At 66.5% G+C, this 15,483-nt stretch carries 15 protein-coding genes; 8 read left to right on the forward strand and 7 right to left on the reverse strand.

Annotated elements, in window-relative coordinates; genetic code table 11:
• Positions 1–251 precede the first annotated feature (251 nt).
• Entirely contained in the window at positions 252–722 is a 471-nt protein-coding gene (locus ACFVT5_RS37200; RefSeq protein WP_389897547.1) for a ricin-type beta-trefoil lectin domain protein, read from the reverse strand.
• Positions 723–982: 260 nt separating this feature from the next.
• Between ACFVT5_RS37200 and fxsT the strand changes: the two genes are divergently transcribed.
• The gene (fxsT, locus tag ACFVT5_RS37205; protein ID WP_389897549.1) at positions 983–3,247 is read left to right on the forward strand and encodes an FxSxx-COOH system tetratricopeptide repeat protein; all 2,265 of its coding nucleotides are present in this window, start codon (positions 983–985) and stop codon (positions 3,245–3,247) included.
• A gap of 77 nt (positions 3,248–3,324) precedes the next feature.
• On the forward strand, positions 3,325–3,525 hold the full coding sequence (locus ACFVT5_RS37210) for a hypothetical protein (RefSeq protein ID WP_389897551.1): 201 nt from the start codon (positions 3,325–3,327) through the stop codon (positions 3,523–3,525).
• Positions 3,526–3,710: 185 nt separating this feature from the next.
• On the opposite strand, the gene ACFVT5_RS37215 is transcribed toward ACFVT5_RS37210, so the two are convergent.
• Positions 3,711–4,181, reverse strand: coding sequence for a hypothetical protein (locus ACFVT5_RS37215; RefSeq protein ID WP_389897554.1), 471 nt, complete (start codon positions 4,179–4,181; stop codon positions 3,711–3,713).
• Between the two features lie 53 nt (positions 4,182–4,234).
• Here ACFVT5_RS37215 and ACFVT5_RS37220 point away from each other — a divergent pair, with 53 nt between their 5' ends.
• Together ACFVT5_RS37220 and ACFVT5_RS37225 are read left to right on the forward strand one after the other, a co-directional pair.
• The gene (locus ACFVT5_RS37220; protein ID WP_389897556.1) at positions 4,235–4,780 is read left to right on the forward strand and encodes a cupin domain-containing protein; all 546 of its coding nucleotides are present in this window, start codon (positions 4,235–4,237) and stop codon (positions 4,778–4,780) included.
• Between the two features lie 53 nt (positions 4,781–4,833).
• Entirely contained in the window at positions 4,834–5,697 is an 864-nt protein-coding gene (locus tag ACFVT5_RS37225; protein ID WP_389897558.1) for a VOC family protein, read from the forward strand.
• 170 nt (positions 5,698–5,867) lie between these two features.
• Here the strand turns inward: ACFVT5_RS37225 and ACFVT5_RS37230 are convergent, their stop codons facing one another.
• The gene (locus ACFVT5_RS37230; protein ID WP_389897562.1) at positions 5,868–6,485 is read right to left on the reverse strand and encodes a HepT-like ribonuclease domain-containing protein; all 618 of its coding nucleotides are present in this window, start codon (positions 6,483–6,485) and stop codon (positions 5,868–5,870) included.
• On the opposite strand from ACFVT5_RS37230, the gene ACFVT5_RS37235 reads away from it, so the two are divergent.
• The 4 genes from ACFVT5_RS37235 to ACFVT5_RS37250 all read left to right on the forward strand — a co-directional run bounded on the left by ACFVT5_RS37235 (position 6,476) and on the right by ACFVT5_RS37250 (position 10,759).
• Positions 6,476–7,030 carry a VOC family protein gene (locus ACFVT5_RS37235; protein WP_389897565.1) on the forward strand — a complete coding sequence of 185 codons (555 nt, stop codon included), beginning with the start codon at positions 6,476–6,478 and terminating at the stop codon, positions 7,028–7,030. The genes ACFVT5_RS37230 and ACFVT5_RS37235 overlap by 10 nt on opposite strands.
• A 161-nt stretch (positions 7,031–7,191) precedes the next feature.
• The gene (locus ACFVT5_RS37240; protein WP_389897567.1) at positions 7,192–7,479 is read left to right on the forward strand and encodes a ferredoxin; all 288 of its coding nucleotides are present in this window, start codon (positions 7,192–7,194) and stop codon (positions 7,477–7,479) included.
• 42 nt (positions 7,480–7,521) lie between these two features.
• Entirely contained in the window at positions 7,522–8,961 is a 1,440-nt protein-coding gene (locus ACFVT5_RS37245; RefSeq protein ID WP_389897569.1) for an SRPBCC family protein, read from the forward strand.
• Positions 8,962–9,091: 130 nt separating this feature from the next.
• Positions 9,092–10,759, forward strand: coding sequence for an FAD-dependent oxidoreductase (locus ACFVT5_RS37250; RefSeq protein ID WP_389897571.1), 1,668 nt, complete (start codon positions 9,092–9,094; stop codon positions 10,757–10,759).
• Between the two features lie 67 nt (positions 10,760–10,826).
• Here ACFVT5_RS37250 and ACFVT5_RS37255 read toward each other — a convergent pair whose 3' ends face one another.
• The 4 genes from ACFVT5_RS37255 to ACFVT5_RS37270 form a co-directional block, all read right to left on the reverse strand.
• Complete coding sequence (locus tag ACFVT5_RS37255) at positions 10,827–12,221, reverse strand: FadR/GntR family transcriptional regulator (RefSeq protein ID WP_389897573.1); 1,395 nt, start codon at positions 12,219–12,221, stop codon at positions 10,827–10,829.
• Positions 12,222–12,316: 95 nt separating this feature from the next.
• On the reverse strand, positions 12,317–13,189 hold the full coding sequence (locus ACFVT5_RS37260) for an alpha/beta fold hydrolase (RefSeq protein WP_389897575.1): 873 nt from the start codon (positions 13,187–13,189) through the stop codon (positions 12,317–12,319).
• A gap of 104 nt (positions 13,190–13,293) precedes the next feature.
• A complete protein-coding gene (locus tag ACFVT5_RS37265) occupies positions 13,294–14,070 on the reverse strand; it encodes an IclR family transcriptional regulator (protein ID WP_389897577.1) in 777 nt (258 codons plus the stop codon).
• 414 nt (positions 14,071–14,484) lie between these two features.
• Entirely contained in the window at positions 14,485–15,468 is a 984-nt protein-coding gene (locus ACFVT5_RS37270) for an NAD(P)/FAD-dependent oxidoreductase (RefSeq protein ID WP_389897579.1), read from the reverse strand.
• Positions 15,469–15,483 lie beyond the last annotated feature (15 nt).

Genomic DNA, 15,483 nt, shown 5'->3' on the forward strand with positions numbered 1-15,483 from the left:
TGCGCTCCAACGCACCCTGCTCGGCGGAGCGGTGCGGCTGTTCTGCGCACCCACGGCCGCGCGAAGTCCGCATCCCGCCGGAACCAGTCGAACTGAAGGACCATCACGATCCTCGCGTCAAGCGACTACGCCGACGCCCTGGGGTTGTGCCTGGCACACGTGGTTACCGACAAGCGGCAAAGACACCGGTGCCTTCCGGGACGGCGGGCCGCCCGTGGGGACGGCCCGCCGCGCTCACGGGGTCAGCCGGTTCACACCTGGTCGATCACCCAGCGGGACGCCGTCGCGATGGTGGGTTTGAAGACGACCTCGGCCCCGACCTTTCCGTTCGCGTCCAAGTACTTGCCGCTCTGGTTGTGCTTGATGGACTTCGGGCTGCCGGACGTGGTCGTCCACTTCTGAAACCCGCCGCCGTTGCACGGGAACGTGTAGACGTCCGCGCCGTTTCCGTCGAGGCAGTGGCCTGAAGTCGGGTTCCTGAAAATGCCGCCGATGATCGTCCACACCTGCTTCGCGCTGCGGTCACAGTTGCCGAGGACGAGGTTGCCCTTGCCTCCCGAGATGTTCACCTGGAGGCAGGAGTTGCTGCTGTTGCCGTTGATCACCTGGTAGTACACCGGCGCCGCCTGCGCCGAGGTTGCGGTGCCTACCAGCAGCGTCGAGCTGAATGCGATCGCCGCGCCTGCGCCGGCGATTCGAATGACGTTTCCCTTGAGTTCCATGATTGATCCCCTCGGAGTTCAGATTCTTGGCACGCCGCCCGTGGCGCCGCCCGGTTGTGCGGAACCAGCAGCCGGAGCCGACGAACCACGGACGGCTGCTGCGGCACCTGTGCCGCCGTCTACGTTGAGGGGTGGCGCCGCTTTGGTACGGCGGTCTCGGAGGAGTCCGGATCCGCTGGGCTCCCCCGCTGGATGAGATACATTTCTGGGCTTCGAAGTCCGGACGACTCCGGAGAGCGAGACGAGGGAAAGCGGCGCATATGAGGGGACCGACCTCACCCCAAAGCTGGTTCGTCAACCGGTTGCAGCGGTTGCGTACGTCCTCGGGGTCACCCACCCAGGCGCAACTGCTGGCCCACGACGGGAACAAGGTCCTCACTCGGTCGTCGCTGTCGGATCTGCTGGCAGGCAAGTTCACCAAGCCGCCCCCGTGGGAGCGGGTCGCGGCCTACGTGACCGCCTGCGTCAGCGCCGCGCACGCCGGTCGGATCAACCTCTCCTCCGAGGAGGAACTCGCGCGGCTGCGGAGTGACCATGCCACGCTCACCGACCTGTTCGAGACCGCTGTCAAGGAGGTCCGCGTACCGGCGGCGCGTTCATCGGGCTCGCGGCCCCGTCCGGCGACCTATCGGCTGCCGCCGCGCAACACCCACTTCACCGGCCGCGACGCCACATTGCGGGAGTTACGGCAGCGCCTCACCTCGGGTGACGATGGCGCGATGCAGGTCGTGCACGGGCTGGGTGGTGTCGGCAAGACACAGCTCGCCGTCGAGTACGCCTACCTCTACCGGTCGGCCTACCGGTTCGTGGCGTTCGTGGACGCCGAGGATCCCGATCTGGTGGCGTCACAGTTCGCGTCGCTGGCCAGGGAACTGGGACTGGCGGACGTGAGTTCCGAACAGGTCATCCCACGGGTGTACGGCACTTTGGTGGACCACGGGCCCTGGCTGATCATCTTCGACAACGGGGAGAGACCGGGCACGCTCATGCACGCCCTGCCGTCGGGTGACCTGGGGAGCAACGGTCACGTCATCGTCACGACCAGGTTGCGCGGCTGGTCGAGCAGAGCCGGCGTCATCGACCTGGACGTGTTCACCAGGCCGGAGGCGGTGGAGCTGCTAGCCCGGCGGGTGTGCGGCATGACCACGGTGGTGGCGGACCGGATCACTGAGCACCTGGGGGACCTGCCGCTGGCGCTGGAACAGGCGGCCGGGTACATGGACTACAACCAGACCGCGCCTGAGGAGTACCTGACTCTGCTGACGTCGCGGCTGGAGGACATGATCGCGCTGGGCGAGTTGGCGGACCGGCCGACGGTAGTGGTCGCGACCCTGTGGCAGCTCAGCGTGCGAAAGCTGGAGATCAGACAGCCGCAAGCGATGCGGCTGCTGGAGCTGTGTGCCCTGCTGGCACCGGAGCCGATCCCACTGGACCTGTTCAGCGGCAGCACGGAAACACTGATTGCGGCGGCGGCCGACCCGGTGGCGTGGGACACGACGGTCGGTGCTCTGGCCGGCCTGGGACTCGCGAGGCGCGGTGCCTCCTCCCTGGTGCTGCACCGACTGGTGCAGGCCGCCATCCGCGCCGCGATGCCGGACGACGTGCGCACCGACGCTCGGGGGCGACTGTGCCGGGCGCTGCTCGCGGCAGTGCCACACGACATCCACGGTGACCCGGATGCGCGATCGCGATGGCAGGCACTGCTCCCGCACGCACTCGTGGTGGCCAAGGACGAGCCGCCGACCGAGTGTGCTGCGGAGACGGCGACGCTGCTGAGGCTGGCGTCGGTGTTCCTCCTTTCGATCGGGGACCACCAGGTGGCACTGCCCCTGTGTGAGCGTGCCCTCGCGATCGACGAATCGCTCGAACAGAGAGACGCGGAAATCGGCTTCGACCTGATCACTTTGGCGCAGATCCACCGGGACCGCGGCGCGCCGGAGCGAGCGCGTCCGATGGCGGAACGTGCTCTGAGCCTGCACGAGTCCTGTCTGTCGGCGGACAGTCCCGCCATCGCGACGGACTTGGCCACCCTGGCGCGCATCCGACACCTTCTCGGTGATCATGAGGCGGCGGTGCCCTTGGCCGAGCGGGCGCTGCGGATCGACGAGGCGGCGTACGGACCGGACGACCCTTACGTGAGCTTCGACTTGATTGCGCTGGCGAGTATCCACCTCGACATGGACGACCACGCCGTTGCCGTGCCACTGATTTCCCGGGCGCTACGGATCCGCGAGGCCAGTTACGCGCCGGACCACCTGTACGTCGGGTACGCCCTGCTGCTCAAGGCCCGAGCCGTGCACGCGTTGAACGACCCGACCGCGGCGAACCTCGCGCGCAGGGGCGCGCTGATCCTAAACACCCGGCTGGGCACGACCCACCCCAAAACCGAGGATGCCTTCGCTCTGGCCAACTGTTTACTGAAAAGCGACAGCGGCCAAGGGCACGGCGAGGTCGTTACGGTCGGCGAGGCTCACGGCACGAAGGCCGCACGGGTGAACGTACACGGATGTGGTGTGCACCCGTGACCTGGGAGCCGATCGGATAGTTGCACCGGCCGACAGGTATACGACGGCGGTAGCGATGAGCAGATGGGCGAAACGACATGAAGGCCAAAATCACCCTGACACTTCTTGGCGCGGCGGGGCTGGCGGCCGTACTTCCTGCCTCCACCGCCGCCGCCGACGAAACCCACAAGGACTCGCACAACGGTGTCGCCCTGGTCTCGATCGGCCAGATCGACGACCCCTTGGAGGATGTGCTGGAGCACGCGGCGGTCTTCGGCGAGACCACCGTCTACGACTAAGGTCTTTCGTTTGGATTGGGCTGGATCAGTGAGCGGGGTCGGGCGCCGTGAATCGCAAGGCGAAAGAGGGCGCCACGGCGGCCCAGGAGGGGGCAGGGTGGCCCGGGCAAAGGTGTACTTCGCCCGGTGTCTGCCCTTGGAATGGACGGTGGAACCGAGTTCTCACCCACCGCCATGTCGGGGCATCAGCGGTGGACCCAGCCGTAGTCGCACCAGAAGGTCTTGAGCTTGCTGACCGGCACACCCCACGTCTCGATGTAGGTGACGCCCTCAGGGCCGGCCGTCATCGTGTAAGGCGTGCCTGCCCGGCTGGTGAAGAAGCTGCCGGCCCCGACGCGCACGCTCTCCGGCTTCTCCGGGCCGCCGAATTCTATGAGGTATTCGCCTTTGAGAATGAGCACGGTCTCGTCGATGTTGTGACTGTGCCGCGGAACCATGAAACCCGGCACGACCCGCAGGGGATTGCGGTTGAAAACGGGAAGATCGATCGGTTTGGTGGTGACCCACATCGACTCGCCGAACGTCGCCGCAAAGTCCACCGGTGCGTCGGCAAGTGGCCGGCCGTCCTCCCACAGGTAAGACGGGTTGTTCTGCTGGTCCAACGGCATCGGGATCCACCCGTCGGCGTCTACCAGGCTATCCAGGGAAATCGACATGCACGGAGGATATGGTGAGCCCTCTGGGATCTGTCGCCGCACCATCCCGGTGAATGGAACGCTCTCGTTCAATCCGGCGCCGTTCCGCCCAGCGGGATCGCGTGTTGCCTCTGGTCGAGCAGACGGCGAATCCTGTGCTCGTGCCTATATTCTTCACCGATCTCGCCGATGACGACGGGTGGGAGACACTCCACTTCGACCAGGCTGATCCGAGCTTCTACTGGAACGACGGCGGCAAGTTCGAAGCCGCGCCGGTCGACATCGCCAGGACCTTCGACGGGGCGATGTGGGCTTCGGCGCGGATCGAACCCGCCTTCAAATGGCGGGGACGGCGTATTCGACCCGGCTTCACCCTGCCCAAACGACACCACAATCTGCCGCAGCTCATCATCGTCATAGACGGGGAGCTCACGGTCGAGACCGAGGACGGCAAACGGACCGATGGCGTGAGTGCCGGCGGATTCTTCACCGTTGAGGCGGGCACGCCCTATGTCCTCACCGCGGGTCTCCGAGGCGCGACGTACACGGAATGCTGGGACGAGCCCATGTCGCTGGTCGAAACCACGTGGCATGACGACTCGCACTGGGCCCGCCGATGAGATCACGGCCAGATCGCGTTGATCAGTTCCTTGGTACTGAAAGGAGTTCATGAATGCCCATTCATTCGCTCGGCTATGTGCGGCTGGACTCGACCGACCTCGAAGCTTGGAAGACCTTCGCGGGTGACTTCCTCGGCCTGATGCCGGTGGCCGATGAGGAAGATGAGTCGCTGCGGTACCGGATGGACGACTATCCGGCCAGGCTGGTCGTCTCCAGGGGCTCCGAGAGCAAGATGACCGCACTGGGTCTGGAGGTCCTCAACGAGCGCGACATGCGCCGGATCGCGAGCGAGGTGGCGAGCACCGGCATCAAGGTGGTCGAGGGGACGGACGCGGAGAGCGACCAGCGGCGGGTCACCGGCTTCGTCCGCTTCGACGATCCTGGTGGCAACCCGATCGAGCTCTTCTACGGCCCGATCCTGGACCACGTCCCGGTCCGGCTACCCACCGTGAGCGCGTTCGTGACCGGCGACATGGGCATGGGCCACGTCATCGTCACCGGCGAGAACGGCCGGGCGCTGAAGGAGTTCTACACCGATGTGCTCGGCTTCTACGAGCGCAACACCATGGGTGGCCGTGATCGCACGGTGTGGTTCCTCAGCTCCAACGACCGACACCACACCATCGGTGTGACGTCGGCACCCGGACCGGGTCGGCTGATCCACCTCATGCTTGAGGGGGCCAGCCTGGATGACGTCGGGCTCGCGCTGGACCGGGCCGAGAAGCTCGGCATCCCGCTGATGAACACTCTCGGCAAGCACACGAACGACCACATGGTCTCGTTCTATGTGTACTCGCCGGAGCGGTACGCGATCGAGTTCGGCTTCGACGGCCTCCGTGTCGAAGGCGAGCAGCCGACCTACGAGATCACCGAAGGTGCTTTCTGGGGACACAAGTTCACCCCTCCGCCGGCCTGATCCGGACGCGAGAAAGGAAGGGTTTCCTCACCGGTCGGCCGTGAGAGGAAACCCTTCCTGCTGCGTCTCCAGGGCGTGTCGGAGATCCGCGGTGCGGGTCGCGCGGGCGAGGCGTCGAGCGGTACGCGCGACTTCGCCCGCACCGCCATGTGCCGACGCCTCGTCAGCGGTCAGGAACGCGAGCCCGCCCACTCGGTGACCTGCCGCGCATACTCGCGGTACCCGGAAATCGCGTCGGACATGATGGCCTCGATCGCCTCCGGCTCGCTGTCCAGGTGAAGTTGCACGAGAACATTGTGCGGACCTTCCTCCGGCACAAGCGCGGTCGCGAGCCGCTCGTCGAGCAGTCCCGCTTCTCGGGCCGCGCCGAACGAAGCTGCGGAGGTCTGCGGCACCTGCCCCAGAATCACCGACGCGACGTGCCGGTTGATCGCGAACGCCAGTTCGTCAAGGATCGCCAGCAACCGTTCGACCGCTGCCCCGGTCGCCGGGTTCTCGTCCAGGCGAGCGACGCTGAGCCGCCCGGCCGATTCCAGTTGCCCGATCGATTTTCGCATCGTGATGAGCCGATGCTCGATCACGTCTTTGTCCAAGGCGACACTTTTCGATGTGGTCACCTCGGCATCCTGGCACAGCTTCCCCCGAATTCCTCCCTGTATTCCGCCTGGCGGGACGGCCGGTGGAACCCGCTGACGCCGGACGGGAGAGTTGTTGCGATCCGTCGTGGTGACGAACAGCAAATGACGCGCGGCGCCGCCGCCGGGAAAAGGATCACGAGATGCGATCATTCAGCGACCTCTTCCGCAATTTCATTCAGCTCGGGTACGTGACTGACGACATCGACGCCGCGACGTCGTACCTGGAGTCGAGCCTGGGGACGGTGGAGTGCGTCAGGCACTACAAGTCGTCACTGGGCGGCGGGCGCCCCCCGGCCGGCGACGAACCGGGGTCCTCCGATTTCGTGGTGGTGGACGGTGTCCCGGCCGACGAATGGGTCATCGACGTGGCCCTGGTCAACGCGGGAGCGACCAACATCGAAATCATCCGCCCGGTCGAGGGAGCGGTCGCTCTCTACCATCGCGGCGTCCGGCCCGAAATGCCGGCGACGCTGCATCACGTGGCGTTCCGCGTCGAGGACTTCGACGAGGCATCGGCGCTTGTCACCGGTGCCGGCAAGTCCTGGGCACAGTACGGGCGCAGTGGCCCCATTCGCTTCGGCTACGTGGACCTCACGGCTGAGCTGGGCCACTTCGTCGAGATCATGGAGTACTCAGGGGAAGGCACGTCGCCGTTCGCGTATCTCCACGCGGCGTCGAACGCGAGCCGGGGCTGAACGGCCCACACTCAGCGGGAAATGCACCTCGCCGCCGTGACCATGGCCGAGGACGGCTGATTCCGTTTAGTGGAATACCCGGTGGACGGCCCAGACCGCCCAGGGAAAGTCTTAGCTGACACTGACCGCCGCGCAATCCCGAATGGCGAGAGGCAAGGTCGATGAGTGACGAGGAAGAAGTGCGGGTGTGGATCGATCAGAAACTCTGCACCGGTGACGGCTTGTGTGTGCAGGTAGCGCCTGACGTCTTCGAATTCGGCCGCGACGGGTTGGCCTATGTGAAGGAAGGAAACGAGGGGGACTTGCTGATGGCGGAGGGGGCCCAGGCCGACGTCTCGAACCGGTTGCGCCTCGACGTGATCGACGCCGCCGACGAGTGCCCCGGCAATTGTATCCACGTGGTGCGGCGCCTGGACGGGGCCGAGATAGCCGGCCCGGACGCGGGCTGAAGCACGTTCGCAGAAGAACGAATGGTGGAGGAGTGATTTTCGGTGTCTGTGGTGCTTGAACCCAGGCTACGTGGCAAGACGCCCTGGTTCCAGGGGGATGTCCCCGCTGATCTGGTCCCCGAGAAGTACAGGCTCGACCGCGCGTTCGTACCAAAGGCGCGCTATCTCGACCCCGAGTTCCTACGGCTCGAACTCGACAAGATGTTCAGGCGGACCTGGCTCATGGCCTGCCGTCTGGAGGAGCTTCCGGGTGTCGGCAACTTCGTCGAGTACGAGATCGGCTCGCACTCGATCCTGATCGTGCGGGAGTCCCGGGCGTCGGTCCGCGCGTACCACAACGCCTGCCGGCACCGTGGCACACGACTGGCCCGTGGCCGGGGCCGGGTGGGCTCGCTCATCTGCCCGTTCCACGGCTGGCGGTGGAACCTCGACGGCTCGATCCGGCTGGTGCTCGACCGCGAGGAGTTCGTGCCGAGGTCGGACGACGACCTGGGCCTGGTCGGGGTGCGGGCGGAGACATGGGGCGGATTCGTCTTCATCAATATGGATCCCGACGCCGCGCCACTGCTGGAGTACCTCGACCCGATTCCGAGGATCTTCGAGCCGTTCCAGATGGAGAACATGCGGTATCGGTGGCTGAAGGGCGTGATCCTGCCCTGCAACTGGAAGACCGCGCTCGACGGATTCCTGGAGGCGTACCACGTCCTCGGGACACACCCGCAACTGCACCGGTTCGACAAGTCGAACACGAACATCGCCTCGATGCAGGAGCTGGAAAGTCGGGTGTGGGCGCCGACGACGGCCTACGAGCGGCACGCGTACTACGCGTCTGTGGGACGCAAGAAGCAAACCATCACCGACGACGCCGGTAAGGACCCGGCCCAGCGGGGCACCGACAACGTCACCGACGAGCGCCTCGCGGTGGCCCTGAGCGTGCAGTACATCGCCGACGACATGCGTGGCCTGGAGAACGAGCGGAGCTGGCGTGCGGCCGAGGCGCTCAAGACCGCGGACGTTCCGAAGGACGTGAGCGCCGGTCAGTACTTCCTTGAGCTCTACAAAAACCTGTCGCTCGCGGAGGGCTACGACTGGAAGGAGATCACCCCCCAGCAGTGGGCCGAGGCCGGCACCGCCTGGAACGTCTTCCCGAACACCATCCTGCTGCCCAACCAGGGCTCGATGTTCATGTACCGGGCCCGACCCAACGGCTTCGACCCGGACAGTTGTCTCTTCGAGATCGGCAGCCTCGACCTGATCCCGATGGCCGACTACGACAAGAAACGGCAGTTCCAGCCGGAGTACTTCGAGAACTGGCGCGACGCCGACCTTGGTGAGGTCTTCAACCAGGATCTGTCCAACGCCAAGGAGGTCACGGTCGGCATGCACTCTCCGAGCTTCGACGGGCACCGGCTCAGCGAGGACCAGGAGATGACGATCTACAACCACCACCGGGTCGCGGACCGGTTCATCTGGAACGGCTGATCCGGAATCACTTCTCGACGATCGCTTCCTGGGATCTCCGGACGAAGTGCGACGCCGCACCTCGTCCGGAGACCTCCCCGCCATGACCTGCCTTTCATCGACCTTTGCCTACCGCATTGGGGAGTTCGCTGTGCCTGGAAGTCAAGATCAGCAATGGGACGAGATCTTCGACGTCGTTGTGGTGGGGAGCGGGGGCGGAGCGCTCACCTCGGCGTTGCTCGCGCGGGACGGCGGCGCGAGCGTCGTGGTCGTCGAGAAGGACGAATACATCGGCGGTACCACCGCGGTCTCCGGCGGGGACATGTGGATCCCGAACAACCGCCACATCGCGGACAAGGACTCCCGCGAGGACGCGATCGCGTACATCCATCGCCTCTCCGACGGACGGGAGGCCGATCCGTCGCTGGTCGAGGTTTACGTCGACACCGCCCCGGTGGCGCTGGACTACCTGGAGACCCACACCGGGTACGAATGCGAGCCGCACCTGACGCTGGACGACTATTACTCCGTGATCGGGGATCGGATTCCCGGTGTGCGGCACTTTCCGCGGTCGGTATCGGTCAAGCCCTATCCGGCCGGCGCCGAGCTGGGCGAGTTGGCGAAGCTGATCAACCGGGGTCCCTGGGTGCCGCCTGCCGAGGTCAGTTTCCCGGAGATGCACCGCGGCGAGGTCGGCCCGGAGGAACTGGCCAGGCGGCAGCGCGAGGGCTGGCGGGCCAAGGGCGGTGGTCTGATCGCCCCACTGCTGAAGGCGCTGGTGGACCGAGGTGTCCAGGTGCGGACACGAACCCCGGCGCTCCAACTGGTCACCAACGACGACTCGGCGGTGGTGGGCGTAGTCGTCGGCGACAGCGACGGCGGTCGACGCCGGATCGGCGCACGCAGGGGGGTCGTCCTGGCCTGCGGCGGTTTCGAGTGGAACCCGGAGATGGTCAGAACCTTCATCGGGTATGAGGTCAAGCCCATGACCCCATGGTCGAATACCGGCGACGGTCACCTGATGGCGATGGAGGCCGGAGCCAAGCTGGGCTCGATGACCACCTTCTTCTCCTATGGAGTCGTGTACGACCCGTGGGAGAAGGGCAGGGACGGGAATCCGTTGCCGCAGATGATCATGGGGCTGGGTGCCGGCTCGATCATCGTCAACAAATCCGGCCGCCGTTTCATGCACGGCGGCTTTACCTACAACGACTTCTCACACCCTTTCGGCTTCTACGACCAGCGGCTCCCCGGATTCGCGAACAAGCCTCCGGCCTGGGTGATTTTCGGCGCCCAGCACCTCGCCGAGGGAATCATGGGTGCCAAACCCGGAATCGAGATGAGCCTGACCGGTCCGGAAGGCCAGCCGGCGCCGGACTGGCTGGCGGTGGCCGACTCCATCGGCGAGCTGGCCGAGAAACTCGGCATCGAACCTTCCGCGCTACGGGAAACGGTGGACCGCTACAACGAGTACGCCGAAAAGGGCGAGGACCCGGACTGGGCCGATCCGCTCCAGACCCACGTCCTCACCGGGCCCGACACCGTGACCATCAAGCCCATCGTCGGGCCGCCGTACGGGGCGATCCAGCAGTGGCCGGGGACGCTCGGCACCAATGGCGGCTGCCGGATCGACGCCGATGCGCGTGTCCTGGGCAACCGTGTCCCGGTGATCGACGGACTCTACGCGGTGGGTAATACGTCCGCCGCGGTCCTGGGCGCGACGTATCCCGGCGGGGGCGCGTGCATCGGTTCCAGCGTGACGATGGGGTATCGCGCCGGCCGCCACCTCGCCGGCCGGGAGCCTCATGACCTTGGCTGATCGTGGCTACCGGCCCGGCCCCGCATCGACGGGGCCAGGCCGGTGACCACGATCAGCCGGACAGGGCTCAGTGCCACCGAGAGGTAAAAGTCCGCAGGTGGCGACGCATGCGGTGCTGCGCGAGACCTTCGTCTCCGGCCAAGACGGCCTCAAGGATCGCCTTGTGGACATCACCATCGCCGGTTGTTTCCGGTGACCTCTCGCCGAAGCCCTGACTGGCCCAAAGCCTGGTGACGATGCTCAGGAACAGGGTCAGTACGGTGTTGCCGGCGATCTCCGCGAGCTGGGAGTGGAATCCTTCGCCGATGTCTTCGCGCGCGAGCATGGCACGGAGCCGGGCGGCGGCTGCGGGACCGCGTGCTGCTGCGGTGGCGGCCTGGACGCATCCCAGCTCAAGGGCTTCACGGACGACGAGTAGATGCTCGGGGCGCAGGCCCTGGTAGTTGAGGTAAAGACCGATCGTGTGGATGCTCGCTGTGGGGTCGGGCGCCAGGACGACCAGTCCGCCGCCGTGGCCCCGGCGCATCTGCGCGACGCTGTGGTGCTCCAGGATCCGCACGGCCTCTCGGAGCATGGCGCGGCCGACCTGGTAACGGGCCAGGAGGACGGACTCCGATCCGAAGACTTCGCCGACCCGGTGGCCCTCGCCGACGATGTCGTCGTGGATGCGGCCCGCGAGAAGCTCTGCTCCCTTGCGTGCGGGGTCGCGGCCCGGCTGCGGATCGACGGGGCGAGTCAGCATGCGCTCCGATGACCAGCTACGGCTGTGGGTGAGCAGCCAGTCCTCGATCTCCGTGAGGTGCGCGACCATGCGGACCTGCGCGGAGGCGTCGTCGCCGGCGAGCATCGCGTCGACCACCTCGACGTGCCGGGCCGGCGCGTGCACCCACGGTGCCGCGACCCCAGTCGACGGCGCGTCTTGGTACGTCAGAACATACTGGCCGCTCAGCCGAGCCAGCACCTCGGTGAACAGCTGTAGCACCTTGTTGCCCGACAGTTGCCCTACCAGCACGTGGAAATCGGCGTCGACGGGCTGACAGGGACCGGCGGTCGCGCGCAGCCGGGCGATCTCCTCTTCGGTCACCGACTGCGTGGCCAGCCGGGCCGCGAGCGGTTCGAGCAGGAGGCGGGCGTGGTGGAGGTCCCCGACGCTGGTTCCGACGTACTCCAGGTAGATGACCAGCGCACGGGTCGCCGGAGACGAGTCCGGCGCGCACACCACGAGCCCGCCGCCCGGACCGTGCCGCATCTGTGCGACCAGTTGGTGTTCCAGCAGCCGGATCGCCTCGCGCAGCACCGAGCGCGAGACCCCGAACCTCTCCCGCAGTTCGGTCTCCGAGCCGAGGAGCTGCCCGACCGGCCAGCCCTGCTGGATGATCTCGTTCTCAAGCTTCCTCGCGACCTGTGGCGCGAGGGTCTCCGGCGCCACCGATTCCCGCTGCCCGCCCTTGGCGATGATCATCAGATCGGTCGTATCCCTTCTCTCAGGACGGGGTTTGAGGAGAAAACAGTCTACTTTGGCTCCTGGAGCGGCTGGGAGTCCTCAGTGGGGCGGGGCTAAAGGCCGACCACAGGCTTGGTGTCGCGAAGGAGGTAGGAGAGGGCGACGTTCTCGAACTCGTCCTTGCGCTCGATCATCGCCCAGTGCCCGCAGTCGTAGAAGACGTGCAGCTCACACCGTTTGATGTAGCGCATCGCGACGAGCGAACTGTCGAGTGGCGTCACCCGGTCGTCGCGCCCGAAGGTGACCAGCGTCGGCGTCTGGATCTGTGTCAGCATCCCGATCGCCTCGGCTGCCCTGGCGGCCGGCTTTCCCATGGCGGCCAGCGACCGGAGATTGAACAGCTTCCTGACGTCGGCGAGCGCTTCCGGCCTCTTCGCCGTCTGCCAACGCATATCGACGAATTCGTCAGTCAGGATATTGGTGTCGTAGACCATGGATTCCATCCAGGCTACGAGCCGCTCACGGGTGGGGTCTTCGACGAACTGTACGAGCAGCTTGATTCCCTCCGGTGGTGACGGGCTGAAGAGCGGCAGCCCGATGCCCCCGATCGTGATGAGCCTGCTCACTCGGTCGGGATAGCCGGCCGCCAGGCGGGCGGCGATGGCCCCGCCCATCGAATTTCCCAGGACCGGGAGTTGGCCGACCCGCAGGCCGTCGAGGAAGTCGAGGACCGCGGGCAACGCGGCGGACATGGGGTCACTGTCAGACGAATAGCTTTTGCCGAAGCCCGGAAGATCGAGGACCAACGTCCTGAAGTGCTGGGCGAACACGGGCAGATTGTTTCCGAAGTTCGCCCAACCGCTGACTCCCGGACCGGAACCGTGGAGCAGGAGCAGCGGCGGCCCGTCACCGGCCTCGTGGTAATGCAGGGTTCCCCGCGGAGTCTCCAGCGTCCTGCTGGTGCCGTCATGCGTCAGTTCTGTCATCAGCGACCGTCTCCTGTCCGGACTGAGCGTGCCCTTCCTACGGAGTTGACACTCCCGGTTCGTGGCGGCCGTGTCGTGGCGAGATTCCGCTCGGTGGGATGCGCCTATGAACGGGTGGCGCCCAAGGCCCCGAACTTGAGGACGAGGTTGGCATTCCAGATCGCGGTCGCGGTGTTGCGCACGGCTTCACTCGCCATGCCCCACCGCATCTGGCCGGCCGGCCCGGTGACCGAGACAGCTCCGATCGTGCGTCCTGATCGGCGGATCGGCGTGGCGACGCAGACGAACTCCTTGTATGCCTCGCCCCGGTCGAATGCGACGCCGTCCCGGCGGACCTTGCTGAGTTCTCTGCGCAGAGCGGCGGGATCGGTGATGGTGTTCGCCGTCTTCTTCGGCATTCCCGCGGCGAGCACGGACCGGACCGCCTCTTCGTCGAACGCGATCATCGCCTTGCCCAGCGCGGTGCAGTAGGCGGGCTGGCGACCGCCGCGCCGGGTCGGTAGCCGGATCGACGCTCCGCCGATGCGTTCGAGGTACACGATCTCGGCCTGGTCGAGGATGGCGAGCTGTGCGGCCATCCCGGTCTTCGCCGCGAGCGCCTGCAGGTGTGCGAACGCCGCCTCCTGTAGCGCCTTTCCCTCGACCGCGAGGTTACCGAGCTCGAACAGCCGCATTCCTACGCGATAGCCGTCGAGATGGCGCTCGATCCAGCCGACCTTGCAGAGCTGCTCCGCCAGCCGGTGCAGGGTCGACTTGGGCAGGTGGGTGCGTTGGTGCAGCTCGCTGAGTTTCAGTACCTCGTGACTCTCGTCGAACGCCTCCAGGACGGCCGCGATCCGGCCGAGAACGGTGCGCTCCGGGCCGCCGCGGTCATTTCCCACGGCTTCGGTGTGCGTCCGCCGAGGTGAGCTCGCTCGCACCACCCGGGGCTGCGTGTCTTCAGCGGGCCCGAGGACACCTTCGTGCGGAGCTTCGTCCACCGGAGTCGCCGGCTTGACCGATGCAACGTTTACCGAGTCAATCAACACGGCTGCCGCCCTCCAGATCAGGACACTATTCCCTATCCCTCGTTGCTGTTTTGCCAGGAAACCTGCTCCCATCGGGGCGCCGAGTCTGAAATCTCCTGGAAATCAGTACGATGTAAGCAGGCTCACACTCGCTCTGTGGGCTGTCAAGAGTCGTGCCTGACACAACTGCTGGGTGGCTGTGGGCGAGTGAGCTCCGGAGTGCTTCCCGTTCCGGCATCGCTCGCCGGGCCGGGCCTTCCCGCTGAGCTTCCGGGAAGACCCGGGCGTTCAGGCGGACTCGCTTGAGTGGCCGGGGAACAGGGAGAGTGTGGGATCCAGGGCGACCGCGGCGTTGTTGACGGCGGTAGCGACCTCTCCGAAGCCAACGGACATCAGACGGACCTTGCCGGGGTATGCGGTGACGTCGCCAGCGGCGTACACGCGGTTGACCGTGGTGCGCATCCGGGTGTCGACGACGATCGTCCGCCGCTCCAGCCGCAGCCCCCACTCGGCGAGCGGCCCGAGGTTGCTGAGGAAGCCGAGCGCGGCCACAACCGCGTCGACCTTCAGCACTCGGACCTCCTCCTCGCCGTCGATCCGAAGGTGTGCCTCGCGTACCCGGTCGTCGCCGTACAGCGCCTCCACCTGGGCACCGGTCACGATCTCGGCGCCGCATCCGCGCACCTCCCGCACACTCGCCGCATGCGCCCGGAACGCGCTGCGACGGTGCACGAGCGTGACCGAGCGGGCGATCGGGCACAGAGCGAGCGACCAGTCGACCGCGCTGTCCCCGCCACCGACAACCAGGACGTCGCGGTCCGCGTACACCGTCGGGTCGGGGACGAAGTAGCTCAGCCCACGGCCGAGGAACTCCTCTCCGGCCGGTAGCGCCCGCGGGGTGAACGTGCCCATCCCGGCGGTCAGCACAACCGCGCCGGCGTCGACGACGCCACCGTCGGAGAGGGTCACCTGCGGGCGCCCGTCAGGTGAGTGGGTGAGACCGGTCGCCTGACGGCCGAGCAGGTAGGTCGGGCTGAACGCGTCGGCCTGCTCCTTGAGATCGGCGACGACGTCGCGACCACGGGCTCCGGGGACGGCCGCGATGTCACGGATCTCCTTCTCCGGATAGAGCGCGGTGATCTGGCCACCGCACTGCGGCAACTCGTCGACCACGACGGTCCGGAGCCCCCGGAAACCAGCGCAATAGGCGCCGTAGAGTCCGACGGGTCCGGCACCGACGACGAGGATGTCTGTGATCACTGTCTCGGCCACGGGCCGACCTCCAAG

Origin of the sequence: Streptomyces sp. NPDC058001, from assembly GCF_042886315.1 — a bacterium.
Taxonomy (GTDB): Bacteria; Actinomycetota; Actinomycetes; order Streptomycetales; family Streptomycetaceae; genus Streptomyces.

Bases quoted from the DNA above. Each gene is read 5' to 3' on its own strand.
- ACFVT5_RS37210 (WP_389897551.1), top strand. From the start codon at position 3,325: ATGAAGGCCAAAATCACCCTGACACTTCTTGGCGCGGCGGGGCTGGCG.
- ACFVT5_RS37235 (WP_389897565.1), top strand. From the start codon at position 6,476: ATGCGATCATTCAGCGACCTCTTCCGCAATTTCATTCAGCTCGGGTAC.
- ACFVT5_RS37220 (WP_389897556.1), top strand. From the start codon at position 4,235: ATGGAACGCTCTCGTTCAATCCGGCGCCGTTCCGCCCAGCGGGATCGC.
- ACFVT5_RS37215 (WP_389897554.1), bottom strand. From the start codon at position 4,181: ATGTCGATTTCCCTGGATAGCCTGGTAGACGCCGACGGGTGGATCCCG.
- ACFVT5_RS37260 (WP_389897575.1), bottom strand. From the start codon at position 13,189: ATGACAGAACTGACGCATGACGGCACCAGCAGGACGCTGGAGACTCCG.
- ACFVT5_RS37200 (WP_389897547.1), bottom strand. From the start codon at position 722: ATGGAACTCAAGGGAAACGTCATTCGAATCGCCGGCGCAGGCGCGGCG.
- ACFVT5_RS37230 (WP_389897562.1), bottom strand. From the start codon at position 6,485: ATGATCGCATCTCGTGATCCTTTTCCCGGCGGCGGCGCCGCGCGTCAT.
- ACFVT5_RS37255 (WP_389897573.1), bottom strand. From the start codon at position 12,221: ATGATCATCGCCAAGGGCGGGCAGCGGGAATCGGTGGCGCCGGAGACC.
- ACFVT5_RS37240 (WP_389897567.1), top strand. From the start codon at position 7,192: ATGAGTGACGAGGAAGAAGTGCGGGTGTGGATCGATCAGAAACTCTGC.
- ACFVT5_RS37225 (WP_389897558.1), top strand. From the start codon at position 4,834: ATGCCCATTCATTCGCTCGGCTATGTGCGGCTGGACTCGACCGACCTC.
- fxsT (WP_389897549.1), top strand. From the start codon at position 983: ATGAGGGGACCGACCTCACCCCAAAGCTGGTTCGTCAACCGGTTGCAG.